The sequence below is a fragment of the Nocardia sp. NPDC046763 genome (genome assembly GCF_040645495.1).
GTDB lineage: Bacteria > Actinomycetota > Actinomycetes > Mycobacteriales > Mycobacteriaceae > Nocardia.
The window spans coordinates 63,518-86,559 of the sequence record NZ_JBEYYI010000019.1 but is presented as its reverse complement, the minus strand read 5'-3'; the positions used below and the strand labels follow the sequence as shown (position 1 = coordinate 86,559).

The 23,042-nt window shown below is 69.4% G+C and carries 20 protein-coding genes; 14 read left to right on the top strand and 6 right to left on the bottom strand.

The features are described 5' to 3' along the window. Positions 1-642: a type 1 glutamine amidotransferase family protein gene (locus ABZ909_RS27820; protein WP_357004947.1), complete on the top strand. Its 642-nt coding sequence runs from the start codon at positions 1-3 to the stop codon at positions 640-642. Further along, positions 639-1,100, top strand: a complete 462-nt coding sequence (locus tag ABZ909_RS27815) for a MarR family transcriptional regulator (protein WP_357004944.1) — start codon at positions 639-641, stop codon at positions 1,098-1,100. The genes ABZ909_RS27820 and ABZ909_RS27815 overlap by 4 nt, the downstream gene beginning before the upstream one ends. Here the strand turns inward: ABZ909_RS27815 and ABZ909_RS27810 are convergent, their stop codons facing one another. Further along, positions 1,101-1,859 carry an HAD-IIA family hydrolase gene (locus tag ABZ909_RS27810; protein ID WP_357005151.1) on the bottom strand — a complete coding sequence of 253 codons (759 nt, stop codon included), beginning with the start codon at positions 1,857-1,859 and terminating at the stop codon, positions 1,101-1,103. A gap of 298 nt (positions 1,860-2,157) precedes the next feature. Between ABZ909_RS27810 and fgd the strand changes: the two genes are divergently transcribed. From fgd to ABZ909_RS27795, 3 genes are all read left to right on the top strand, one after another. Further along, positions 2,158-3,165, top strand: coding sequence for a glucose-6-phosphate dehydrogenase (coenzyme-F420) (gene fgd / locus ABZ909_RS27805; RefSeq protein ID WP_357004941.1), 1,008 nt, complete (start codon positions 2,158-2,160; stop codon positions 3,163-3,165). A 135-nt stretch (positions 3,166-3,300) separates the two neighbouring features. After that, positions 3,301-5,379 (top strand): phosphate acetyltransferase, encoded by a 2,079-nt coding sequence (pta, locus tag ABZ909_RS27800; RefSeq protein ID WP_357004937.1) that lies wholly within the window; start codon positions 3,301-3,303, stop codon positions 5,377-5,379. Further along, entirely contained in the window at positions 5,379-6,575 is a 1,197-nt protein-coding gene (locus ABZ909_RS27795) for an acetate kinase (protein WP_357004935.1), read from the top strand. Before pta ends, ABZ909_RS27795 begins: the two co-directional genes overlap by 1 nt. A 234-nt stretch (positions 6,576-6,809) precedes the next feature. On the opposite strand, the gene ABZ909_RS27790 is transcribed toward ABZ909_RS27795, so the two are convergent. From ABZ909_RS27790 to ABZ909_RS27780, 3 genes are read right to left on the bottom strand one after another with little or no spacing between them, the layout of a single operon-like run. Further along, the gene (locus ABZ909_RS27790) at positions 6,810-9,236 is read right to left on the bottom strand and encodes a tetratricopeptide repeat protein (RefSeq protein ID WP_357004932.1); all 2,427 of its coding nucleotides are present in this window, start codon (positions 9,234-9,236) and stop codon (positions 6,810-6,812) included. 2 nt (positions 9,237-9,238) lie between these two features. Next, a complete protein-coding gene (locus ABZ909_RS27785; protein ID WP_357004929.1) occupies positions 9,239-10,225 on the bottom strand; it encodes a glutamate ABC transporter substrate-binding protein in 987 nt (328 codons plus the stop codon). Further along, positions 10,222-11,553 (bottom strand): hypothetical protein, encoded by a 1,332-nt coding sequence (locus tag ABZ909_RS27780; RefSeq protein ID WP_357004927.1) that lies wholly within the window; start codon positions 11,551-11,553, stop codon positions 10,222-10,224. The genes ABZ909_RS27785 and ABZ909_RS27780 overlap by 4 nt, the downstream gene beginning before the upstream one ends. 157 nt (positions 11,554-11,710) lie before the next feature. Between ABZ909_RS27780 and ABZ909_RS27775 the strand changes: the two genes are divergently transcribed. Then, positions 11,711-12,385, top strand: coding sequence for an NUDIX domain-containing protein (locus tag ABZ909_RS27775; RefSeq protein ID WP_357004924.1), 675 nt, complete (start codon positions 11,711-11,713; stop codon positions 12,383-12,385). 3 nt (positions 12,386-12,388) lie between these two features. Next, entirely contained in the window at positions 12,389-14,572 is a 2,184-nt protein-coding gene (locus tag ABZ909_RS27770; protein ID WP_357004922.1) for a molybdopterin-dependent oxidoreductase, read from the top strand. Here ABZ909_RS27770 and thiE read toward each other — a convergent pair whose 3' ends face one another. Beyond that, positions 14,573-15,274: a thiamine phosphate synthase gene (gene thiE, locus ABZ909_RS27765; RefSeq protein WP_357004919.1), complete on the bottom strand. Its 702-nt coding sequence runs from the start codon at positions 15,272-15,274 to the stop codon at positions 14,573-14,575. It lies immediately after the preceding gene. 153 nt (positions 15,275-15,427) lie between these two features. Between thiE and thiO the strand changes: the two genes are divergently transcribed. From thiO to ABZ909_RS27735, 6 genes are all read left to right on the top strand, one after another. Continuing rightward, entirely contained in the window at positions 15,428-16,558 is a 1,131-nt protein-coding gene (thiO, locus tag ABZ909_RS27760) for a glycine oxidase ThiO (protein WP_357004916.1), read from the top strand. After that, on the top strand, positions 16,527-16,739 hold the full coding sequence (thiS, locus tag ABZ909_RS27755; protein WP_354843470.1) for a sulfur carrier protein ThiS: 213 nt from the start codon (positions 16,527-16,529) through the stop codon (positions 16,737-16,739). The genes thiO and thiS overlap by 32 nt, the downstream gene beginning before the upstream one ends. A 19-nt stretch (positions 16,740-16,758) precedes the next feature. Next, complete coding sequence (locus ABZ909_RS27750) at positions 16,759-17,502, top strand: thiazole synthase (protein ID WP_357005148.1); 744 nt, start codon at positions 16,759-16,761, stop codon at positions 17,500-17,502. Between the two features lie 249 nt (positions 17,503-17,751). Continuing rightward, the gene (locus ABZ909_RS27745) at positions 17,752-18,720 is read left to right on the top strand and encodes an ABC transporter ATP-binding protein (RefSeq protein ID WP_357004913.1); all 969 of its coding nucleotides are present in this window, start codon (positions 17,752-17,754) and stop codon (positions 18,718-18,720) included. Next, positions 18,720-19,538 (top strand): ABC transporter permease, encoded by an 819-nt coding sequence (locus tag ABZ909_RS27740; protein ID WP_357004910.1) that lies wholly within the window; start codon positions 18,720-18,722, stop codon positions 19,536-19,538. The genes ABZ909_RS27745 and ABZ909_RS27740 overlap by 1 nt, the downstream gene beginning before the upstream one ends. A 543-nt stretch (positions 19,539-20,081) precedes the next feature. Beyond that, positions 20,082-20,849, top strand: coding sequence for an adenylate/guanylate cyclase domain-containing protein (locus tag ABZ909_RS27735; protein ID WP_357005146.1), 768 nt, complete (start codon positions 20,082-20,084; stop codon positions 20,847-20,849). 52 nt (positions 20,850-20,901) lie between these two features. Here the strand turns inward: ABZ909_RS27735 and ABZ909_RS27730 are convergent, their stop codons facing one another. Then, positions 20,902-21,060: a hypothetical protein gene (locus ABZ909_RS27730; protein WP_357004908.1), complete on the bottom strand. Its 159-nt coding sequence runs from the start codon at positions 21,058-21,060 to the stop codon at positions 20,902-20,904. A 178-nt stretch (positions 21,061-21,238) separates the two neighbouring features. Between ABZ909_RS27730 and ABZ909_RS27725 the strand changes: the two genes are divergently transcribed. Then, positions 21,239-22,954, top strand: a complete 1,716-nt coding sequence (locus ABZ909_RS27725) for an acyclic terpene utilization AtuA family protein (protein WP_357004905.1) — start codon at positions 21,239-21,241, stop codon at positions 22,952-22,954. The last annotated feature ends 88 nt before the right edge of the window (positions 22,955-23,042 follow it).

Genomic DNA, 23,042 nt, shown 5'->3' with positions numbered 1-23,042 from the left:
ATGATGAAAACAGTTCACATGGCCGTGTACGACACCTTCTCGGACTGGGAGGCCGGGCATGCGACCGCGCACATCAATCGCGAACTCTGGCACCGCGAGCCGGGAACCTGGCAGGTGAAGACGGTCGCCCTCGGCGCCGAGCCGATCACGTCGATGGGCGGCATGCGGGTCCTGCCCGATCTCGTTCTCGATGATCTGAAGCCCGCCGACAGCGCGATGCTGATCCTGCCGGGACTCGAAACCGGGCAGCATCCCGAGACGCTGGCGGCCTTCGCGCGCAAGGCCCGGGAGTTTCTGGCGGCCGGGGTGCCGGTGGCGGCGATCTGCGGCGCGACCTTCGGGCTGGCGCAGGAGGGGCTGCTCGACGATCGGTCGCACACCAGCAATGACGCGGGATATCTTGCCTACTCCGGATATTCGGGCGGCGAGCACTACGTTCAGGCGACCGCCGTCACCGACGGTGACCTGATCACCGCGACCGGCACCCGACCGGTCGATTTCGCCCGTGAGATCTTCGCGCGCCTCGGCATCTACGAGCCGCAGGTGCTGGAGTCCTGGTACCAGCTGTACGGAAACAATGATCCCGCAGGCTTCTACGCTTTGTTCGAGTACGAGCAGCAGCGCGCGGCGGCCGTGCAATGACGCGCACCGCGCAGCAGCTGTTCGGGGCCGCGGCCGTCACGTCGTTCAAGCTGAACGGCCAATTCCTCTCGATCGCAGAGGAATTGGCCAAACCGTCCGGGATCACGGTCGCGTGGTGGCAGGTGCTCGGCGCGATTCTGCACGAACCGCTTCCCGTGGCCGGTATCGCCCGCGAAATGGGTATCACCCGCCAGAGTGTGCAGCGCATCGCGGATGTGCTGGCGGACAAGGGATTCGTGGAATACCGCCCCAATCCGGCGCACCGGCGCGCGAAGCTGGTGGCCATTACCGAGGCGGGTCACGACGCGGTGCGGCGGATCGACCCGCAGCACGCGGCCATGGCGAAACGGCTTGTCGCGCACCTGGGTATCGAACAGCTCACCCACATCGTGGACGCGCTGACGACCCTGTCGGCCGCCCTCGATGCGCTCGAGGGCGACGCGACGGGCGTGGCCTGATCACAGCGCGAACGGGTCCTTGGTCTTGCCGACCAGGGCGGCCACCGAGGGCAGGATGGTGGTCGGGCGGTACGGGAACTGCTCGACCAGGGCCGGAGTGGAGATGCCGGTGGTGACCAGGATGGTCCGCATGCCCGCCTCCAGGCCCGCGATGACGTCGGTGTCCATCCGGTCGCCGATCATGACGGTGGACTGCGAGTGCGCGCCGAGGCGGCGCAGCGCCGAACGCATCATCAGCGGGTTGGGCTTGCCCACGTAGTACGGCTTCTTGCCGGTGGCCTGCGTGATGAGGGCCGCGACCGAGCCGGTGGCCGGGAGGATGCCCTCGCGGGAGGGTCCGGTGGCGTCGGGGTTGGTGGCGATGAAGCGCGCGCCCGCGGCGATGAGCCGGATGGCGGTGGTGATGGCTTCGAAAGAGTAGGTGCGGGTTTCGCCGAGCACCACGTAGTCCGGGTCGGAATCGGTGAGGACGTAACCGATTTCGTGCAGCGCGGTGGTGAGGCCGGATTCGCCGACCACGTAGGCGGTGCCGTCGGGCCGCTGGTCCTTGAGGAAGGTCGCGGTGGCCAGCGCGGAGGTCCAGATGGATTCGGCCGGAATATCGAGGCCGGTGTGCTCGAGCCGGGCCTGCAGATCGCGCGCGGTGTAGATCGAATTATTGGTGAGCACCAGGAACGGAATGTCGTTGTCACGCAGTTCGGCGAGGAACTGATCGGCCCCGGGCACCATGTGATTCTCGTGCACGAGGACGCCGTCCATGTCGGTCAGAAAGGAGAGGATCGGTTCAGCGCTCGAGTTGGTCACGCGCACATTCTCCGCTATCCCGGGACCGAACGCTCATATATTCCTGCTCTAGATGACCGTCCGACCGGTTTCATCCCCGGAATACCGTCCGCCTACCCGGGGTTCGATCCCTTGGGTGTGACCCCTGCCGCACCGCGTTTCACCGCTGACCTATCGTGCGAGGTAAGACCGTTCGCGATGCCCGGTGTCGCGGCGGTCGTGCGGGAGGTTGGCCCGCACAGCACGAGCGCAGCAAGGCGACAGGAGTGCCCAGGTGAAAGACCTCAAGCTCGGTTACAAGGCGTCCGCGGAACAGTTCGGCCCGCGCGAACTGGTGGAGCTCGCGGTGGAGGCGGAGGCGCACGGCCTCGACAGCGCCACCGTCTCCGACCATTTCCAGCCGTGGCGGCACAATGGCGGGCATGCCCCGTTCTCGCTGGCCTTCCTGGCCGCGGTGGGCGAGCGCACCAAGCGCATTCAGCTCGGCACCTCGGTGCTGACCCCGACCTTCCGCTACAACCCCGCGGTCATCGCGCAGGCCTTTGCCACCATGGGCTGCCTGTACCCGGATCGCATCATGCTCGGCGTCGGCTCGGGTGAGGCGTTGAACGAGATCGCCACCGGCTTCCAGGGCGAATGGCCGGAGTTCAAAGAGCGTTTCGCGCGGCTGCGCGAGTCGGTGGACCTGATGCGCGCGCTGTGGACGGGCGAGCGGGTGGACTTCGACGGCCAGTACTACAAGACCGTCGGCGCCTCGATCTACGACGTGCCCAAGGGTGGCATCCCGGTCTACATCGCCGCGGGCGGCCCGCTGGTGGCCAGGTATGCCGGCCGCGCCGGTGACGGTTTCATCTGCACCTCCGGCAAGGGCATGGATCTCTACACCGAGAAGCTGATGCCCGCCGTCGCGGAGGGCGCCGCCAAGGCCGGCCGCTCCGTCGGCGACATCGACCGCATGATCGAGATCAAGATCTCCTATGACACCGATCCCGTTCTGGCACTGGAGAACACTCGCTTCTGGGCCCCGCTCTCGCTGACCGCGGAGCAGAAGCACTCCATCACCGATCCCATCGAGATGGAGGCGGCCGCCGACGCGCTGCCGATCGAGCAGATCGCCAAGCGCTGGATCGTGGCCAGCGATCCGGATCAGGCGGTCGAGCAGATCAAGCCTTATGTGGATGCGGGCCTGAACCACCTGGTCTTCCATGCGCCCGGTCACGATCAGCGCCGGTTCCTGGATCTGTTCCAGCGCGATCTGGCGCCCCGCCTGCGCGCCCTCTGAGCCGGTTCACGCCACACCGGATCGAGTGGCGGCCGGGGACGGGCGACCCTTGCGGAAGTCCGTCCCCGACTGTTCGCGGCCGGGTAACCGGGTAGGCGCGGAAATCAGCCCAAAACGGTCGGTAGGCTTTCGCCCATGGCTGCCACACCGGTTTCCAGTGTGTACATCGCGTCCCCCGAGGGCGACACCGGCAAGTCGACGGTGGCGCTCGGTGTCCTGCAGGCCCTCGCGGCGACCACGCCGCGCGTGGGCGTGTTCCGGCCGATCACCAGGTCCGCGATCGGGCGCGACTACATTCTCGAGCTGCTGCTCGAGCACTCCACCTCCGATGTCGACTACGACCAGGCCATCGGCGTCACCTACGAACAGGTGCACGAGGATCCGGACGCGGCGATCAGCGAGATCGTCATGCGGTACCACGCGGTCGCCAAGCAGTGCGACGCCGTGCTCATCGTCGGCTCGGACTACACCGATGTCGCCAGCCCCAGCGAACTGCGCTACAACGCCCGCATCGCGGTGAACCTCGGCGCGCCCGTACTACTGGTGGTGCGCGGAATGGGCCGCACCCCTGAGGAATTGGGCCAGCTGGTGGAGCTGTGCCGCGCCGAGCTGGTGGCCGAGCACGCCAAGCTGGTAGCGGTGATCGCCAACCGGTGCGAGCCCGGGCAGCTGGAAGCCGACGCCGCAGCCCTGAAGCAGGCCTGCGCGGTCCCGTCCTGGGCGCTGCCCGAGGTGCCGCTGCTGCAGGCGCCCACCATGGAGGAGCTGCGCGAGGCCATCGGCGGCGAACTCTACAGCGGCGACCCGGAACTCATGCAGCGCGAGGCGCTCGAGGTGATCGTCGGCGGCATGACCGCCGAGCACATTCTGGAACGTCTCACCGACGGCGCCGCCGTCATCACCCCCGGTGACCGCTCCGACGTGCTGCTCGCGCTGGTGAACGCCCATGAGGCGGAGGGCTTTCCGTCGCTGGCCGGCATCATCATGAACGGCGGCATGCTGCCCGAGCCGTCCATCGCGCGGCTGATGGCGGGCCTCAAACCCAAACTGCCCATCCTCGCCACCGACCTCGGTACCTTCGAGACCGCCAAGGCCACCGCGCTCACCCGCGGCCGCGTCTCGCTGTCCAGCATCCGCAAGGTGGACACCGCGCTGGCCCTCATGGAGCAGCGGGTCGATCCGCGGGAACTGCTGCGGCAGATCGAGATTCCCATCCCGAACATCGTCACCCCGCAGATGTTCGAGTACCAGCTCATCGACCGCGCCCGCAACGACCGCAAGCGCATCGTGCTGCCCGAGGGCGATGACGATCGCATTCTGCGCGCGGCCGGCCGGGTGCTGCAGCGCAAGATCGCCGACCTCACCATCCTCGGCGACGAGGCGTCGGTGCGGGGCCGCGCCGCCGAGCTCGGCGTGGACATCGAGACCGCCGAGGTGCTCGATCCCAAGACCTGCCCGCTGCGCGACGAATTCGCGGAAGAGTACACCCGCCTGCGTGCCCACAGGGGCATGACGGTGGACCGCGCCCGCGAATTCATGAGCGACATCTCGTATTTCGGCACCATGATGGTGCACATGGGCGTCGCGGACGCATTGGTGTCGGGCGCGGCGCACACCACCGCGCACACCATCCGCCCGTCCTTCGAGATCATCAAGACCGAGCCGGGCGTGTCCACGGTGTCCAGCGTCTTCCTCATGTGCCTGGCCGACCGGGTGCTGGTGTACGGCGACTGCGCCGTGGTGCCGGATCCGACCTCCGACCAGCTGGCCGATATCGCCATCTCCTCCGCCCGCACCGCCGTCCAGTTCGGCATCGATCCGCGCGTGGCCATGCTCTCCTACTCCACGGGCGAGTCGGGCTCCGGCGCGGACGTCGACAAGGTGCGCGCCGCCACCAAGCTGGTGCACGAGCGGGCGCCGGAACTGCTGGTGGAGGGGCCGATTCAATACGACGCCGCGATCGAGCCCACGGTGGCCAAGACCAAGCTGCCGAATTCCGAAGTGGCGGGCCAGGCGACGGTCTTCATCTTCCCGGACCTCAATACCGGCAACAACACCTACAAAGCGGTGCAGCGCAGCGCCGGGGCCGTCGCCATCGGCCCGGTGCTGCAGGGTTTGCGCAAGCCGGTCAATGATCTGTCGCGGGGCGCGCTGGTCGCGGACATCGTGAACACCGTCGCGATCACCGCGATTCAGGCTCAGCAGGAGGCGTGATGAAGGTTCTGGTGATCAATTCCGGATCCTCGTCCATCAAATATCAGCTGCTCGATCCGGCAACCACCGATGTGTGCGCGCACGGTGTGGTGCAGCGCATCGGCGAGGCGGTCGAGTCGAACGCGGTGACCGTCGAACACACCTCGGGCGAGAAGACTCTCGAGTATCAGGGCCCCATCGCCGATCACGCGCAGGGCCTGCGCGTGGCGTTCGATCTGTTCAGCGCGAGCGGCCAGGATCTGGCGCACGCGGATCTGGCCGCGGTCGGGCACCGGGTGGTGCACGGCGGTGAGGTCTTCTACGAGCCGACGCTCATCACCGACGCGGTGGTGCAGGCCATCGTCGACCTGTCCTCCCTTGCGCCGCTGCACAATCCGCCCAATGTCATCGGTATCGAATCGGCTCGCGCGCTGCTGCCGGACGTGCCGCAGGTCGCGGTGTTCGACACCGCCTTCTTCCACAATCTGCCCGCTGCGGCGAAGACCTACGCCATCGATGCGGAAATCGCTGCGGCGCACGGTGTTCGCAAGTACGGTTTCCACGGCACCTCGCACGATTACGTGTCCGGCCAGGTCGCGGCCTTCCTCGGGAAGGACCGAACCGAACTCGACCAGATCGTGCTGCACCTCGGCAACGGTGCGTCGGCCTCGGCCATTCGGGCCGGGCAGGCGGTGGACACCTCCATGGGCCTGACCCCGCTGGAGGGCCTGGTCATGGGAACCCGGTCCGGGGACCTGGATCCGGGGATCATCTTCCACCTCATCCGCACGGCGGACATGGATGTGAACGATGTGGACGCCCTGCTCAACCGGAACTCCGGCATCAAGGGCATCTCCGGCGTCAATGACTTCCGGGAGCTCGGCCGCCTCATCGAAACCGGCCATCCGACCGCGAAATTGGCGTTCGACGTCTACATCCACCGGCTGCGCCGCTACATCGGCGCGTACCTGATCGAGCTGGGGAAGGTGGACGCCATCACCTTCACCGCCGGTGTCGGTGAGAACGACGCCAAGGTGCGTGCCGAGTCGATGGCGGGACTGGAGCGGTACGGGATTCGTATCGACGCCGACCGGAACACCGCGAAAGACCGTACGGCCCGGCGCATCTCGACCGACGACTCGGACGTGTCGGTGCTGGTGGTCCCGACCAACGAGGAACTCGCCATCGCCCGCGCCGCCGCCGATCTGGTCGGCTGAATGCCATGGCACCCTGAGGGCGATAACGCCACGGCACCCTCAGGGTGATTCGGACTTCACGAAAACATCATGATGGGCCTGGCATGGTGGTCACCGGATCCGGTTCCCCCGGTCCACCGGAACCCGTGTCGCACCACGCACAGCCGTGGTAGGGGCCGAAACTCCCTCGCCGGTCCCGTGGTTCGCAGACTGCCTCTGTGACCGCCGCGGGCGACACGGGACTCCTCCGGTTCCTCAGAACCAGGACTTGGCACGCACCGCGTTGGCCAGATCCACCAGCGCGTATCGGTGGGTGCGTTCGGGCGCGGAGCGGGCCAGGCCGCGCAGGCCGGTCTCGATGCCGCGCCGCAGATCCCGCTCGGTGAACGGCGACCCGAACAGCGTGGAGCTGACCGATTTCGGATGCTTCCCGGCCTGCACCCAGCCCAGCGCGATCCCCAGGGTGAGAATTCGCAGTTGGGCCGCGCGTCCCTCGCCGGGCGGCAGATCCTGCACCCGCGCCGCCGCCACCTGCAGCGTCGACTCGTCCAGTTCCGCGGCGGGCGCGCAGGTCAGTAGCATCAGAATGGCCGTCATCCGGGCCTCCGCGTAATGCCGTGAGGCGGGCGGCACCTGATCCAGCGCGTGTACTGCGGCGGTGATGTTCCCGGCCGCGGCCAGCTGGCGGGCCAGGCCGAAGGCCGCGCTCACCACGCCCCGATCGGTGCGCCACACGGTGGCGTAGTAGCTCTCGGCGTAGGACCGCCACTCCTCGGGATCGGGCGAATCCCAGTGCTGGAGAATGAGTTCCGCGGTGGCGGCGAGCGCCAGCCTGGGTGCGATCTCGCCGGGCAGCGCCTCCAGCACGGCGTCGAAGCGGGCGAAAGCGCGCTCGTACTCGAGTTCCAGCAGTTCGGTCAGGCCCAGGTACCAGTCGATGCGCCAGTCCGGGGCCGGCGGCAGCGGCTCGTCGGTGAGCCGGGCCAGCAGCATGCGGGCGGCCGCGGGCTCGTCGAGGTCCAGGTGGGCGCGGGCCTCGGCCAGCGTCACCTCCAGTTCGAAGGTCTCCGGCGCGCCGCCGGGTTCGGCCGCCGCGCGCTGGCGGGCGTGCCGCAGCTCGTCGAGGGAGTGCCGGGGTTCGGGATGCGCGGCCCCGGCCAGCAGCGGCGCGGACGGGTCGCCCGGATCGATGATGGGCACCGGCAGCGCCGCCACCACGTTGCCGGGCTGCAGCAGGATGTCGCGAGCGATGCCGTCGATGATGCCGTCGGTCTGCGCGATGAGCTCGCCGGTGCCGAAACTGGTGCGCGGCGGGCTGAACAGCGTGGACAGCTGCGGATGCTCGTTGCCGGTCTCGACGGCCAGGATCTCCCGCAGCACGCCGGTGAGCTGGGTGGCCAGCAGTCGTGCGGAGGGGAAGCGGCGCTCCGGGTCCGGATGGGTGGCGCGCAGCAGCAGCCGGTGGAGGAACGGGTGCCGGGCCAGCACCGGCTGCTCCTTCGGATCCGGGATGCCGTCGACGTAGGCGCCGCGCTCCATCGGCAGGTGCAGGGTGAGCACGGCCAGCGTGCGGCCCACGGTGTAGATGTCGGAGGCCACCGTCGGCCCGGTGTGCGCGATCTCCGGCGCCTGGAATCCCCTGGTGCCGTACAGGTTTCCGTACGCTTCGAACTGGGTGACCGCGCCCAGATCGATGAGCTCCACCCGGTCGGTGGTGATCATGATGTTGTCGGGCTTGAGATCGTTGTAGGCCAGCCCCACCGAATGCAGATAGTCCAGGGCGGGAAGGATTTCCAGCAGGTAGGCGATGGCCTCGGCGACCGGCATGCGGTCGGGCGCATGGTGATCGAGCAGATCGCGCAGCGAACGCCCGCCCACGTACTCCATGACGATGTAGCCGATCGGCGTCCCGTCCGGCCCCGGGTGCTCCACGAAGTTGTGGATCTTCACGATGCTCGGGTGCACGACCTCGGCCAGGAACTGCCGCTCCGCCAGCGCGACCGCCTGCGCCTCGGCGTCACCGGCGTGCAACAGGCCCTTGAGCACCACCCAGCGGTCGCTCACATTGCGGTCGACGGCCAGGTAGATCCAGCCCAATCCGCCGTGTGCGATACAGCCCTGGATCTCGTACTGGCCCGCCACCCGGTCGCCGGGATACAGCGAGGGCCGGAAATCGTAAGGCGCGCCGCAGGTCTGGCAGGTGCCCGCGGTGGTGGACGCCCGGGTCGGGGTGGCCCGTCCGACCGGCTTGCCGCACCGCCAGCAGAACCTCCGCCCCTCGGCCACCACCGGATCGTCGAGCACGGCGGCTTCCGGATCCACCGGCTCCACCGCCGGGATCGGCACCAGTCCGGCCCCGAGCCGCCGCACCACGGGCCGCGGGCGGGTCATGCGGGCGGTGCGCTGGGAGGGCCTGGTCGGGGTGCGCGGCTCGCCCTCGGCGCTCGAAACACCCGGCGCCACCGGGATTTCCGGTTCCACGACGGTCGGCTGCGTGCCGGGGGATTCCGCCCGCGGCGTCGGCTCGGTGCGCTGGGCGGGCCGGGTGCCCGCGTCGTCATCGCTGTCGCCGGCCGGTTCGTGCCGCGTGGTCAGCTCGGTCCGGGCGGGCCAGTGCGGTCCCACGGTCATCTCGGTGCGCGCGACCGCCTGCGTACCCTCGGGCTGCTCCGGTGTGGTCATCGTCAGTCCTGATACCTCGGGGGCGGCGGAATGGCGGCGTCTCCGAGCTCGGTCACCAGCCAGCGGCGGTAGAGCCGGTTCCAGGTCCCGTCCGCGCGAATGCGTTCCAGGGTGCCGTTGACGAAGCGGACCAGATCGTCCGCGCCCTTGGAGATGCCGATTCCGTACTGCTCGGTGCTCAGGTTGGGTCCGACGACCTCGATGGCCGGATCCTGCTCGGCCAGCCCGGCCAGCAGGGTGTCGTCGGTGCTGACCGCGTCCACCTGCCGCTGCTGCAGCACCACCAGGCAGTCGGCCCAGCTGGGCACGGTGAGGATGGACGCGGCGGGCTGTGCGCGCCGGATCAGGTCCAGGGAGGTGGTCCCGCTGACCACGCACAGCCGTTTGCCCGCCAGATCGGCGAGCCCGGTGATGGCGGAGTTGCGCACGGCCAGCACCCGCTGATGCGCCTGCAGATACGAGGTCGAGAAGGTAACCGTCTGCCGCCGTTGGCAATTGATGGTCATGGTCTTCACCACCACGTCCACGGTGTGCTCCTGCAGTGCCCGCTCGCGGTCGGCGGAGCCGAGGATCCGGAACTCCAGCGCCGCCGGATCGCCCAGCAGGTCCCGGGCCAGCTCGCGGGCGATCTCCACATCGAATCCGGCGAGCGTGCCGCTGGTCGGATCCCGGAAGCTGAACAGATTGCTGCCCGGGTCCAGGCCGACCAACAGCCGCCCCCGCGCCCGGATGGCGTCGATGTCGGGCCCGCTCCCGGTGCCGTTGGGCCGCAGGCTCGCGGTCGGGTCACCGCAGTCGGCCACCTCCGGCGGTGGCGCGGTCTGGGTCTGTGCCGCAACGGCTCCCGACGGCAGTGGCGGCTCGACATAGCTGGGCGCCCGGGTCGAGGGCGCGGGTGGCGGGGGACCGGTGTCCCCGCAGGCGGCGGTGCAGGCCACGGCCACGGCCAGGGTCGCGAGCGTCAGGGAGCGGACGGGTCTTCGGGTCATCGGTACTCCCGCAGTCGGGGCCAGAGTCCGGCCGCGATCAGCACGGCGGCGGCGGTGCTCAGCACCAGCGCCCCTGGGCCGAGCAGGTCCAACGTGCGGGCGGCGTGCGAGGTGTCGGTGCGCAGCATGTTGCGGGTGCTGGTGATGCCGTCGCCGAGCGCGCGGTCCAGCGCGTCGGTCTGGGCGGTGGCCTCGTTGGCGCCCGGCCCGGTGGCGACCGCGGCCGCGCCGATGAAGTCGCCCTTGGACAGGGCGTCGTTCATGCGCTGGTGCGCGGCCCGCCAGCGGTCCAGGGCGGCCGCCGCGGTCTGCACGTCGCTCGCGCCGGGCGCGTCGGTTCGATAGCCGGACAGGATGTTTCGCAGTTTGTCGATGGCCTGGTCGTAGGCCTTGTCGTAGTCGGCGCTGGTGTCGCGGCGCACCAGCTTGAGGGTCTCCGCGGTGCGGGCCTGCTGGGCCAGGATGCGGCTCTCGGTGAGCGCCACGGTTGGGGTGCTGCCCTCGTCGCGGGCGTGGCTGGTGTCCACCGCGGAGATGATGCCCGCGATCACCGTCCAGGCCAGCAGCGCCGCCATGGTCCCGGTGGCCAGCATCAGCCCGAGATTGAGCACCCGGTGCCAGCGCCGGTACAGGAACAGCTGCGCCGCGATCAGCGCCGCCACCACCAGCAGTGGCAGCAGGATGGCGGGCCAGGGCGGGCGCACGTGCGTGTGCTGGGTGGAGGTGATGGCGGCGGACCGGTGCTCCTGCAGTTCCTGCGCCATCGGCAACAGCGTCCCCTGCATGAGGTTGGACGCCTCGCTCAGATAGGCCGCGCCCACCGGCTCCCCGGCGCGGTTGTTGGCCCGCGCGGTCTCGATGACGCCGGTGTATACCGGCAGTCCGGTGGCGATACCGCTGCGCAGATGCGTATCCGCCTCCCCGTCACTGCGATTGGACTGGGTCACCAGTTCGGCCGCGGCCTCGCCGACCGCCTGGTTGTACCGGTCGCGCATCGGCTTCGGTTCCAGCCCACCGGAAATGAAGGCGGCACTGGCCGAGGCGTCGGCCACCGACAGCGAGGTATAGAGCCGCTGCGCCGAATAGGCGTCGGGCTCGGACTGATCCAGCAGGACGTCCAGCGCGTGTTGCCGGTTGGTCACCGCGGTGGCGGTCACGATGCCGGCCGTCACACACAGGCTCAGCAGGACCAGCCCGATAGCGATCAGTTTGGCCGGGGAGGACCGGGCGAAACTGCGCAGTTCGGTGGTCGCGAAGCGTTCGCGCCAGGCCGCGGCGGCGGTGCGCGGGGAGAGCTCCGCGAGCCGCAATTCCTCGGTGCGAGCCATCCTCACCTCCTAACGACCGATATCGAACGACCGACTTGTTGCTGTCGGATGAGCTTATTGTGGACGTACCGCCGCTGTGACGCGGGAATCCCCGCGGTGTGACCCGCCCGAGCGGGGACTGTGCACGGCAGCGCGGTTGGACGATGGGATTGCGAAGATGCGTGGTGATGGGGACGGGTGGGCGGAGAGTCCGGATGGCACCCGCCAGTGGGGTCGTTTCGGCGCTGCCGGACTGTTGCTGCGCGCCCCGCTGGCCGGCGGCGGATCTGCAGTCCTGCTGCATCATCGGGCAGCCTGGACCCATCAGGGCGGCACCTGGGCGCTGCCCGGCGGAGCCCGCGATTCACACGAGACCAGCGTGCACGCGGCCGTCCGCGAGGCCGAGGAGGAGGCGGGCATCGCGCCCGGCTCGATCCGGGTGCGCGGATCCCGCGTGACCGCGACCGCGCCCAGTGGCTGGACCTACACCACCGTCATCGCCGATGCCGCCGATCAGCTGCGCACCCGCGGCAACAAGGAGAGCCAGGACCTGATCTGGGTGCCCGAGGACGAGGTCGAGGACCGGCCGCTGCACCCCGGCTTCGCTGCCGCCTGGCCTGCCCTGCGCGCCACGCCCACCCTCATCAGTCTCGAGGGAATCGCCGATACCGGCGCGGTGGCGGCCGCGTTGCCGCGCACCCTGGATCTGGCCGGGCAGGGATTCCTCTGGCTGCATTCGAATGGCGACGGGGTCGGCCGCACCGCCCGCATCGGCGCGCCCGAATCGGTCACGGAACAGACCGATTTGGCCGGAAATGTGTTGTTCCTCACTCTGGACCAGGTGTTGTCTTGAGGCGTGACAGCGCGCGAGCTCCCCACCTACTGCCGGATCTGTGAGCCCCTCTGCGGGCTGATCGCCACCGTCGAGGACGGGAAGCTGGTGCGCCTGCGCGCCGACAAGGACCATCCGCTCTCCCGCGGCAACGCCTGCCCCAAGGGCATTGCCTTCACCGAGATCCAGAACGATCCCGACCGGGTGCTGTATCCCTTGCGGCGCACGGCCTCCGGCGAGTTCGAGCGGGTCTCCTGGGACACGGCGCTGGAAGAGATCGGCGCACGCCTGCGCGGGCTCATCCGCGAGCACGGAATCGACAGTCTCGGCTGGTATTTCGGCAACCCGTCCTCCTTCTCCTATTCACACACCCTGTGGATGGTGGGTTTCCAGCTGGCCGCCGGGCTGAAGCACGTGTATTCGGCCGGTTCTCAGGACGTCAACAACCGCTTCGTGGCCAGCGAGCTGCTCTACGGCTCCCTCACCACCGTGCCGGTTCCCGATCTGGACCGCACCGACTTCCTGCTCATGCTGGGCGCGAATCCCCTTGTCTCGCACGGCAGTGTGCTGAGCGCGCCGCGTATCCGCGAGAAGCTCACCGCCATCACGAAGCGGGGCGGGCGCGTGGTGGTGGTCGACCCGCGAAACACCGAGACCGCCAAGCTGTTCGAGCACGTCGGCGTGCGACCGGACGGCGACGCCTGGCTGCTGGCCTCGCTGTTGCAGGTCATCTTCGACGAGGGCCTCGAAGACACCGAGGCATTGCGCCGGCAAGCAAGGGGCGCACAGGAATTGCGGGATGCCGTAGCGCGTTTCACGCCCGAATACACCGCCGAGATCACCGGCCTCGAACCCGATCGGGTGCGCGCCCTCGCTCGCGATCTGGCCGACGCGGAATCCGCCGCGGTCTACGGCCGCACCGGCACCTGCCTGGGCAGGCACGCGACCCTGGTGGCCTTCCTCATCGACGTCCTGTCCCTGGTGACCGGAAACCTGGACAGGCCGGGCGGTTCGGTCTTCGGCAAGGAACTGGTGGCGGTCTCCGAGCTGAGCGCCCGCCTCGGTTTCGCGGGTTACGGCAAGAACCATTCCCGCATCGGCGGATTTCCGGACGTGCTGGGCACCTTCCCGGCCGCCATCATGGCCAAGGAGATCACCACCCCCGGCCCGGGCCGCCTGCGTGCCCTGTTCACCTCGGCGGGCAATCCGGTCTCCTCGGTGCCCAATGGCCGCGAACTGGCCGCCGCGCTCACCGAACTGGACCTGTTCGTTTCCATAGACATATATGTCAACGACACCAACCGGATCGCCGACTACATCCTCCCGGCGACCACTTTCCTGGAGCGCGACGACATTCCGCTGCCGTTCACCGCGTTCTCCCCGACGCCGTACACCCAGTACACCGAGCGGGTCATCGAACCGTACGGGGAGGCTCGCGAGGAATGGCGGATCATCGACGCCATCGCGACCCGGATCGGCGTGCAGCCCTTCGCCGTCGGTCAGGCTCGCCCGGCCGGTCGCCTGCTGAGCGCTCTGCGCCGCCGGGTCCCGGGCCTCGGCTCCGCCCGCCCCACCCCGACCCTGCTGGCCGACCTGGCCCTGCGCACCGGCCCCTACGGCGACCGATTCGGCCTGCGGCGCAATGGCTTGAGCCTGCGCATGCTGCGCCGCCACCCGCACGGGGTGGTGCTCGCCGACAGCATCGCCACCGGGGTACTGCGGAACGTGGTGCGGCACAAGGGTGGCCGCGTGCGGCTGGATCCGGACGAGATCATCGGCGAACTGCGCACCCTCGGCGCGCGGCCGGCCGATCCCGCCTATCCGCTGCGCGTCATCGGGCTGCGTGAACTGAAATCCCACAACTCGTGGATGCACAATGCCGAGCCGCTCATGCGGGGCGACCGCGAGCACGCCGCCCGCATCAACCCCAAAGACGCGGCGGTGGCGGGCATTTCCGACGGCGACCGGTGCCGGGTCACCTCCGCGCACGGCGCCATCGAGGTGATCGCCCGGCTCACCGAGGACATGACCGAGGGCACCGTGGCCATTCCGCACGGCTGGGGTCACGACGGCGGCTGGCGGCGCGCCAATGCCGCCGGGGGTGCGAACGTGAACGACCTGATGTCCACCGATCTCGCCGATGTGGAACGCCTCGCGGGCATGTCCAACCTGAACGGCGTCCCGATCCGCCTCGACCCGGTCGGCTAGCTAGCGGTCGTTCTCCAGGATCCGCTGCTTGATGGCGCGGGCGGCGGCCTCCGGATCGTCGGCCTCGGTAATGGCCCGCACCACCACGATTCGCGTCGCGCCCGCGTCCAGCACCTCGGGCAGGCTGCGGGCGTCGATACCGCCGATGGCGAACCACGGCCGCTGCGTGTGCGAATCGGCGGTGGACCGGACCAGGTCGATGCCCGCGGGGGTGCGGCCCGGCTTGGTCGGGGTGGCGTACACCGGCCCGGTGCAGAAGTAGTCGATGTGCTCGTCCACCGCGGCCAGCCCGGCCTGCGCGCGATTGTGCGTGGAGCGGCCCAGCACCACCTCACCGCCCAGGATCTGCCGCGCGTACCAGGGCGGCAGGTCGCCCTGGCCCAGATGCAGCACGTCCACCCCGGCCGCGAGCGCGATATCGGCGCGGTCGTTGCACGCGACCAGTGCGCCGTGGCGGCGGGCGGCGGCCTTCAGCTCGGCCAGCGCACCCAGTTCGGCCTTGGCCTCGAGCGGCCCGAACCGCTTCTCCCCGGACGAGCCCTTGTCCCGCAGCTGGATGATGTCGACGCCGCCGGCCAGGGCCGCCTCGGCGAACTCCGCCAGGTCACCCCGGTCCCGGCGGGCGTCGGTGCACAGGTACAGCCGCGCGGTGGCGAGGCGTTCCCGTGGGGTGGCGGGCCGGTTCGGGTGGGAGGGTTGCACAGCCTCGACGGTAGTCGCGCTACGGTGTTCCAGTCGAAACGACCCGAGGGAGCGCACCCGGCGTGACGGTGCGCGACACTCCCGCCGAGTCCACTGTTTCGAGCGACATATATGCAGGTCCCGCGGATGCCGGGATGAGTTAGGTGGATTCACATGCGGACTCTGGCCGTCGTCGGCGGCGGTGTGATCGGACTTTCGGTAGCCTGGCGTGCCGCCGGAGCGGGCTGGACCGTCACCCTCTTCGACCCGGCCGTGGGCTCCGGATCCTCCTGGGTGGCGGGCGGCATGCTCGCCCCGCTCTCGGAGGGCTGGCCCGGTGAGGACGCCGCTCTCGCCTTCGGCGCCGCCTCCCTGATCCGCTGGCCCGGGTTCGCCGCCGAGCTGCGGGCCGTCACCGGCACCGATGTCTTAGTCGCCGACCAGACCCTGACCGTCGCCCTGGACGGCGCCGATGCCGCCGACCTGCGCACCATCGCCGACTGGGTGAATGCCCGCGGCCACGAGCTGCGCCTGCTGGACCGCGCCGGAGTGCGCGCCGCCGAACCCGGCCTGGGCCGCGGCGTGCGCGCCGGACTGCTCGCCGTCGCCGAACCCGCCGTGGACAATCGCGCCCTGGTGACCGCGCTCCGAACCGCCTGTGCCGCGGCCGGAGTGGAGTTCCGCGCCGAGCGGGTGGAGTCCCCGGTGGGCCTGCCGCACGATCGCGTCGTGCTCGCCACCGGCGCCGCGGCCGCCGACCTGTGGCCCGGTCTGCCGGTGCGCCCGGTGAAGGGCGAGATCCTGCGCCTGCGCCGCCGCCCCAGCGCCCCGCGCGCGCCCGCCCGCGTGATCCGGGCCCGGGTGCACGGCCGGCCCATATATCTTGTGCCGAGGCGTGACGGAATCGTGCTGGGTGCAACACAATACGAAGTCGGGTTCGACAATGCCGTCACCGTCGCCGGTGTCCGCGACCTGGTCACCGATGCCGAAGCCGTGCTGCCGGGCCTCGGCGAGTACGAATTCGCCGAGGCCATCGCGGGTTCGCGACCGGGCTCGCCCGACAATCTGCCGCTGATCGGTTACCTGGACGAGCAGGTGATCGTGGCCGCGGGACACGGCCGCAACGGCATTCTCGACACCCCGGTCACCGCCGATGCCGTCCTGGCGCTGCTCGCCGACGCCGAGCTGCCCGAGGCGCGCGCCGCGGACCCGCGCCGGTTCACCACCGCCGCACCGTTTCTTTTCGATATGCACAGCACCCAGGAGGAGTTCGATGACCGCAATTCCGGTCGGCGTCACCGTTAATGGTGAGGACCACGTGTTCCCCGACGAGCTCACCATCCGGCAGCTACTGGAACGGCTGAACCTGCCATGCCAGGGCGTGGCGCTGGCCATCGACGGCGCGGTGTTCCCCAAATCCCGCTGGGACGAGCCGGTCGGCCGCGGCTGGGAGATCGAGGTGCTGACGGCGGTGCAGGGTGGCTAGCGCGCCGGCAGGAGCGCCGCTGGTCATCGCGGGTCGCGAGTTCGGCTCCCGGCTCATCATGGGCACCGGCGGCGCGGAGAACCTGGCCGTGCTGGAGGAGGCCCTGGTCGCCTCGGGCACCGAGCTGACCACGGTCGCCATGCGCCGGGTGGACGCCGCGGGCGGCACCGGTGTGCTGGACCTGCTCAAGCGGCTGGAGATCGCCCCGCTGCCCAATACCGCCGGCTGCCGCACGGCGGCCGAAGCCGTGCTCACCGCCCAGCTGGCCCGCGAGGCGCTCGAAACCGATTGGGTGAAGCTGGAAGTCATCGCCGACGAGCGCACCCTGCTGCCCGACGCCATCGAATTGGTCGCCGCCGCAGAGCAATTGGTGGACGATGGCTTCACCGTGCTGCCCTACACCACCGACGACCCGGTCTTGGCCAAGCGCCTCGAGGACACCGGCTGCGCCGCGGTCATGCCCCTGGGTTCGCCGATCGGCACCGGCCTGGGTATCGGCAATCCGCACAATATCGAGATGATCGTGGCCGCCGCGGGCGTGCCGGTCATCCTCGACGCGGGCATCGGCACCGCCAGTGATGCCGCGCTGGCAATGGAACTCGGCTGCTCGGCGGTCCTGCTGGCCACCGCGGTCACCCGCGCCCGGCAGCCCGCGCTGATGGCCGCCGCCATGGCCCGCGCGGTCGAGGGCGGCCGGCTGGCGCGGCAGGCGGGTCGAATCCCCAAGCGGTTCTGGGCACAAGCGTCCTCGCCCGGATTCTGAAGCGCCGCACTACGGTTCGCGCCGTCTCGTCCCTGAAGTGCCGCGCTATGGTTCGCGGCGCGTCTCGTTCTGGACTGACGGAGCGGGGGAGCGAAGCGGAGGAGCGGAGGAGGGAAGAACGAGACTCCAGCGCCGCGAACCCGCCCGGAGCGAAGCGGAGGGCAAATTAGCCCAGTCATCCTCAGGGATGAGCTACGCGCGACCAATTAGCGATAGTGCGCGCTCCGCACATGGGGAAGACTGGTCGCCATGATCGAACTGAGAGGCCTGACCAAGCACTACGGCCAGACCGTCGCGGTGTCGGACCTGTCGTTCACGGTCCGTCCGGGGCAGGTGACCGGCTTCCTCGGCCCGAACGGGGCGGGCAAGTCGACCACCATGCGGATGATCCTGGGGTTGGACACACCGACCTCCGGCACCGCCCTCATCGACGGTAAGCCGTACCACGACCTGAAGCGTCCGCTCGACACCGTCGGCGCGCTGCTGGACGCGAAGTGGGTGCATCCCAATCGTTCCGCGCGCTCGCACCTGCGGTGGATGGCCGCCTCCAATGACATTCCGCAGTCGCGGGTGGAGGAGGTGCTGCGCCTGGTCGGCCTGTCCGAGGTCGCCAACAAGAGCGCCGGTGGTTTCTCCCTCGGCATGTCGCAGCGGCTCGGCCTGGCCGGCGCCCTGCTCGGCGACCCGCAGGTGCTGCTGTTCGACGAACCGGTGAACGGCCTCGATCCCGAGGGCATTCTGTGGATCCGCCGCTTCATGCAGCGGCTGGCGGGCGAGGGCCGCACCGTGCTGGTGTCGAGTCATCTGCTCTCCGAAATGGCGCAGACCGCCGAGCATCTCGTCGTGATCGGCCGGGGCCGGCTCATTGCCGACACCACCACAAAGGATTTCATCGAGAAGGCCTCGGAACAGTCTGTGCGCGTGCGCAGTCCGCAGCTGGATCAGCTGCGCAGCCTGCTCACCTCGAACGGCATGACGGTCCGCGAGGACGGCGCCCGGCCGGCCGGTAAAGAACCTACCGAGGGGGACGGCCCGGCCCTGGTGGTCGCGGGCGTCACCAGCGACGCGGTCGGAAAACTGGCCGGCGCCAACGACATCACGCTCTACGAGCTCTCGCCGCAGCGCGCCTCGCTGGAGGAGGCGTTCATGCGCATGACCGGTGGCGCGGTGCAGTACCACGGCGAAGGCTTCGATCAGGTCATGGGAGGTGCGCTCTGATGGGAGTGCTCGCGGCGGAACGAATCAAGCTCACCTCGACCAAATCCCCGGTCTGGTGCACGGCGCTGCTGGTGATCTTCGCGCTGGGTATCGCGGCGCTGTTCAGCCTGGCCCTGAACGCGTCCTGGCGGGTGTTCGAGGATCAGCTGGCCCAGGGCAAGATGACCCCGGCCGACGCGCCGTACGCGGAGAACTCGGTGGCGGGCCTGGGTATCACCGGCCTGGCCCAGGGCATTCCGGGTTTCGGCTACCTGATGGTCATGATCCTGGCGGCGCTGGCGGTCACCAGCGAGTACCGCTTCGGCACCATCAAGACCACCTTTCTCGCGGTTCCCAGCAGAACCTCCGTGCTGCTCACGAAGGCAGGTGTCATTGGGGTTGCTATGGCGTTGCTGAGTGCAGTGCTGACCTTCCTCGGCTTCTTCATCTTCAAGGTCATGGTGAACCACGACGCGGGCAGTCACCTGAGCCTGAGCAGTGGCGATCTGCGGGTCTTCTACGCCGTGCCGCTGTTCATCCTGCTGGTGGTCTTCCTGGCGGTCGGCGTGGGCACGCTGATCCGGCAGTCGGCGGGCGCGCTGTCGCTGCTGATCGTCTGGCCGGTGATCCTCGAGCCCATGGTGGGCGCGTTCGGCAAGGTCGGCCGGGAGATCCAGGTGCTGCTGCCGTTCCAGAACGCGGGCCTGTTCCTGGGCACCGTGGATGCCAAGTCGTCGTACTGGCACTGGGGTCCGTGGGGCGGCCTGGCCTATTTCGCGGTCTTTGTCGCATTGATCTTCGGAGCCGCGTTGTTCGTGGTAAATAAGCGCGACGCGTAGAGCGCGACGCACAGACCCTGCCCTGGGGGCCGCCGGCCACTGCCCGGCACGGCGGCGAGCACCGGCCCGATACGGATTCTCCGTATCGGGCCGATGTCATGGGGAGCCGAAAATGTGTTCCAGCTAACTTTTCCTACCGGCCTGGATCGGTTGGCCGTCGTACTGGACAGTCGTAGCATCGAAGCAGCAACCAAAACACTCAAACCTTCGGCGGGCCCAATGATGTGGCCGCTAGCACCGATCGGGAGGTGTCAGGTGGCAATCATTGATCCATCCCATGACGGAACGCTGAGATACGCTCTGGGCGTGAGCGAACGACCCTCCGACGGCGGTGAACGCGCCTCCGACGCGAACCGCACGGACGGACTGGGAACCGATCGCAACCGGTCCCGCGACGTGCCCGGCAGCCGGGCGCGGCAACCCCGCATCGACCCGGATGTGGTCATTCCCTTGATTCCCGCGGAACTGTCCGAGGACCCCGACGAGACCGACGAGTCGCAGACCGGGCGGCGGCGCGGCGGTTTCCCCGGGCAGCTCTCGGCCATGGTCAATGCCGCCAATCAGCGCGGCGACATCATCGGCGCCATCCGCAAGGCGCGCGAGAACCTGCCCGGCGATCCGGCCTTCGGTGATCCGCTTTCGGTCTCCGGGCCCGGTGGCGCGCGTGCGGTGGCCCGCGCGGCGGACAAGCTGGTCGGTGATTCCCCCAGTGCCGCACGCGAATTGGGGCTGGGTGCGCTGCAGGTCTGGCAGGCCGTGCTGGAGCGGGTCGGCAAGGGTCGTGGCCCGCAGGAGATCACCATCATGTTCACCGATCTGGTGGCCTTCTCCAGCTGGTCCCTGGCCGCGGGGGACGAGGTGACCCTGGACCTGCTGCGGCGGGTGGCCAAGGCCATCGAGCCGCCCATCGTGGATCGCGGCGGCCAGGTGGTCAAGCGCATGGGCGACGGCGTGATGGCCGTGTTCCCGTCCGCGGACCGGGCGGTGCGGGCGGCGGTGGCGGCCAAGGAGAACTTGTCGGCGGTGTCGGTGGACGGCTATCGCCCGCAGATGCGCCTGGGGCTGCACACCGGCAGCCCGCGCGAGATCGGCGGCGACTGGCTCGGCATCGATGTGAACATCGCGGCCCGCGTCATGGAGGCGGGCGGCAATGGCAACACCATGCTCTCGGGCGCGACCCTGGACTCGCTGCGACCCGAGACGCTCGAGGAGCTCGGGCTGGGCGTAAAGCCCTATCGCCGTAGCTTTTTCGCCGCTCCCCTGAGCGGCGTCCCCGAGGATCTCCGCATCTTCCGCCTCGAAGCGGAGTAGCGGCCCCCCGGGGCCGAAAGGGGTTTCAGGGAAGCGCCTGAGCGCCAGGGAGTCAGTTGGTCATCCAGAGCACCGCGCCCACGGCCGCGAGCACGCCGCAGACGGCGAGCCCGATGGCCAGCGGGCGCGAGGTCTTGAACAGCGAGTACGCCCCGCCGAGCAGGAATCCGGCGAGGGCGAGCAGGACGATCGCGGTGACGTCTGAGGACACCTGTTCAGTGTGCCTGAAGGTTGCCGACGCACCGGGACCGGTCCCGACCTGGGATTTTGGAAAATAACAAGCACGCGGGCTTGATTTTTTCCGGGACCGATGTGACCCTGTAATCGACCGCAGCACCGAGGCTGCGCCGACCGCGCTGTGACAGCGCAGGTGCACAGGGAGGCCCGCCATGAGTCAGCTCGCCGACACTCCGGATCTGATTCGGATCGGCAACTGTTCCGGGTTCTACGGCGATCGTCTCAGCGCCATGCGGGAGATGCTCGAGGGCGGGCAGCTCGACGTGCTCACCGGCGACTATCTGGCCGAGCTCACCATGCTGATCCTGGGACGCGATCGCATGAAGGACGCGAACCTCGGCTACGCCAAAACCTTTGTGAAGCAGCTGGAGGGCAGCCTCGGCCTGGCCCTCGAGTCCGGGGTGAAGATCGTCGCCAATGCGGGCGGGTTGAATCCGGCCGGGCTGGCCCAGCGGGTGCGCGAGGTGGCCGAAAAGCTCGGTCTCGCACCGAAGGTCGCGTACGTGACCGGTGACGATCTGCTGGCGCGGGCCGGAGAGCTCGGACTGGGCGCGCCGCTCACCGCGAACGCCTACCTGGGCGCGTGGGGCATCGCCGAATGCCTGACCGCAGGCGCGGACATCGTGGTGACGGGGCGGGTCACCGACGCCTCGGTGGTGGTCGGTCCCGCGGCCGCGCATTTCGGCTGGGGCCGAACCGATTACAACGCGCTGGCCGGTGCGGTGGTGGCGGGACACGTCATCGAGTGCAGCACCCAGGCCACCGGCGGCAATTTCGCCTTCTTCACCGAGATCGCCGATCTGGGCCGGCCGGGCTTCCCGATCGCCGAGGTGCGGCGCGATGGCAGCAGTGTCATCACCAAGCATGAGGGCACCGGCGGCGCGGTCACCGTGGACACGGTGAAAGCCCAGCTCATGTACGAGATCCAGAGCGCACGCTATGCCGGGCCGGATGTCACCACGCGACTCGACACCATCGAGGTGAGCCAGGAGGGCCCCGACCGGGTGCTGATCAGCGGCGTGACCGGTGAGGCCCCGCCGCCACAGACCAAGGTGTCGACCAACACCATCGGCGGATTCCGCAACGAGATGGAGTTCATCCTCACCGGCCTGGATATCGAGGCCAAAGCCGAACTGGCGCAACGGCAGCTGGAGTCCTGGCTGCCGGCGCGGCCCGCGGAGCTGGAGTGGACCCTGGCACGGCTGGACCGGCCCGACGCCGACACCGAGGAGCAGGCCAGCGCCCTGCTGCGCTGCGTGGTCCGCGACCCGGATCCGAACCGGGTGGGGCGCGCTTTCTCCAGTGTCGCCGTGGAATTGGCCCTGGCCAGCTTCCCCGGTTTCTCGCTGACGGCCCCGCCCGGCAATGGCGGTCCGTACGGGGTGTTCACGCCGGGATACGTGGATTCCAAGGAGATTCCGCACACGGCGGTCCTGGCGGACGGCACCGAGGTCGCGATCGCGCCGGCCGGGGAAACCCTGGAGCTGGATGCGGTCGCGGAACCGGAACTGCCGCAGCCGCTTCCGGCGGGAGCCACCACCCGTGCCCCGCTGGGCGCGATCGCGCTGGCCCGCAGTGGCGACAAGGGCGGCAATGCCAATATCGGCGTCTGGGTGCGCACCGAGGAGCAGTGGCGCTGGCTGGTGCACACGCTGACGGTCGACGAGCTGCGCCGCCTGCTGCCCGAGACCGCCGCGCTGCCGGTCACCCGGCACGTGCTGCCGAATCTGCGGGCGCTGAACTTCATCGTCGAGGGCCTGCTCGGGGAGGGCGTGGCCTATCAGGCCCGCTTCGACCCGCAGGCCAAGGGGCTCGGCGAATGGCTGCGCGCCCGGTACCTGGACATCCCCGCGGAGTTGCTGCCGTGAGGCGGCGCGGCGGACCTGCGTCGCGGCTGTGGTCCGGCCGAGCCGGTGATAGGCGAGGGTCCGGCCGAGCCGGTGACAGGCGAGGGTT

Bases quoted from the DNA above. Each gene is read 5' to 3' on its own strand.
- ABZ909_RS27780 (WP_357004927.1), bottom strand. From the start codon at position 11,553: ATGGCTCGCACCGAGGAATTGCGGCTCGCGGAGCTCTCCCCGCGCACC.
- ABZ909_RS27725 (WP_357004905.1), top strand. From the start codon at position 21,239: ATGAGTCAGCTCGCCGACACTCCGGATCTGATTCGGATCGGCAACTGT.
- ABZ909_RS27810 (WP_357005151.1), bottom strand. From the start codon at position 1,859: ATGGACGGCGTCCTCGTGCACGAGAATCACATGGTGCCCGGGGCCGAT.
- thiS (WP_354843470.1), top strand. From the start codon at position 16,527: ATGACCGCAATTCCGGTCGGCGTCACCGTTAATGGTGAGGACCACGTG.
- ABZ909_RS27785 (WP_357004929.1), bottom strand. From the start codon at position 10,225: ATGACCCGAAGACCCGTCCGCTCCCTGACGCTCGCGACCCTGGCCGTG.
- ABZ909_RS27820 (WP_357004947.1), top strand. From the start codon at position 1: ATGATGAAAACAGTTCACATGGCCGTGTACGACACCTTCTCGGACTGG.
- ABZ909_RS27790 (WP_357004932.1), bottom strand. From the start codon at position 9,236: ATGACCACACCGGAGCAGCCCGAGGGTACGCAGGCGGTCGCGCGCACC.
- ABZ909_RS27775 (WP_357004924.1), top strand. From the start codon at position 11,711: ATGCGTGGTGATGGGGACGGGTGGGCGGAGAGTCCGGATGGCACCCGC.
- ABZ909_RS27815 (WP_357004944.1), top strand. From the start codon at position 639: ATGACGCGCACCGCGCAGCAGCTGTTCGGGGCCGCGGCCGTCACGTCG.
- pta (WP_357004937.1), top strand. From the start codon at position 3,301: ATGGCTGCCACACCGGTTTCCAGTGTGTACATCGCGTCCCCCGAGGGC.
- thiO (WP_357004916.1), top strand. From the start codon at position 15,428: ATGCGGACTCTGGCCGTCGTCGGCGGCGGTGTGATCGGACTTTCGGTA.
- ABZ909_RS27795 (WP_357004935.1), top strand. From the start codon at position 5,379: ATGAAGGTTCTGGTGATCAATTCCGGATCCTCGTCCATCAAATATCAG.
- ABZ909_RS27745 (WP_357004913.1), top strand. From the start codon at position 17,752: ATGATCGAACTGAGAGGCCTGACCAAGCACTACGGCCAGACCGTCGCG.
- ABZ909_RS27735 (WP_357005146.1), top strand. From the start codon at position 20,082: ATGGTCAATGCCGCCAATCAGCGCGGCGACATCATCGGCGCCATCCGC.
- ABZ909_RS27740 (WP_357004910.1), top strand. From the start codon at position 18,720: ATGGGAGTGCTCGCGGCGGAACGAATCAAGCTCACCTCGACCAAATCC.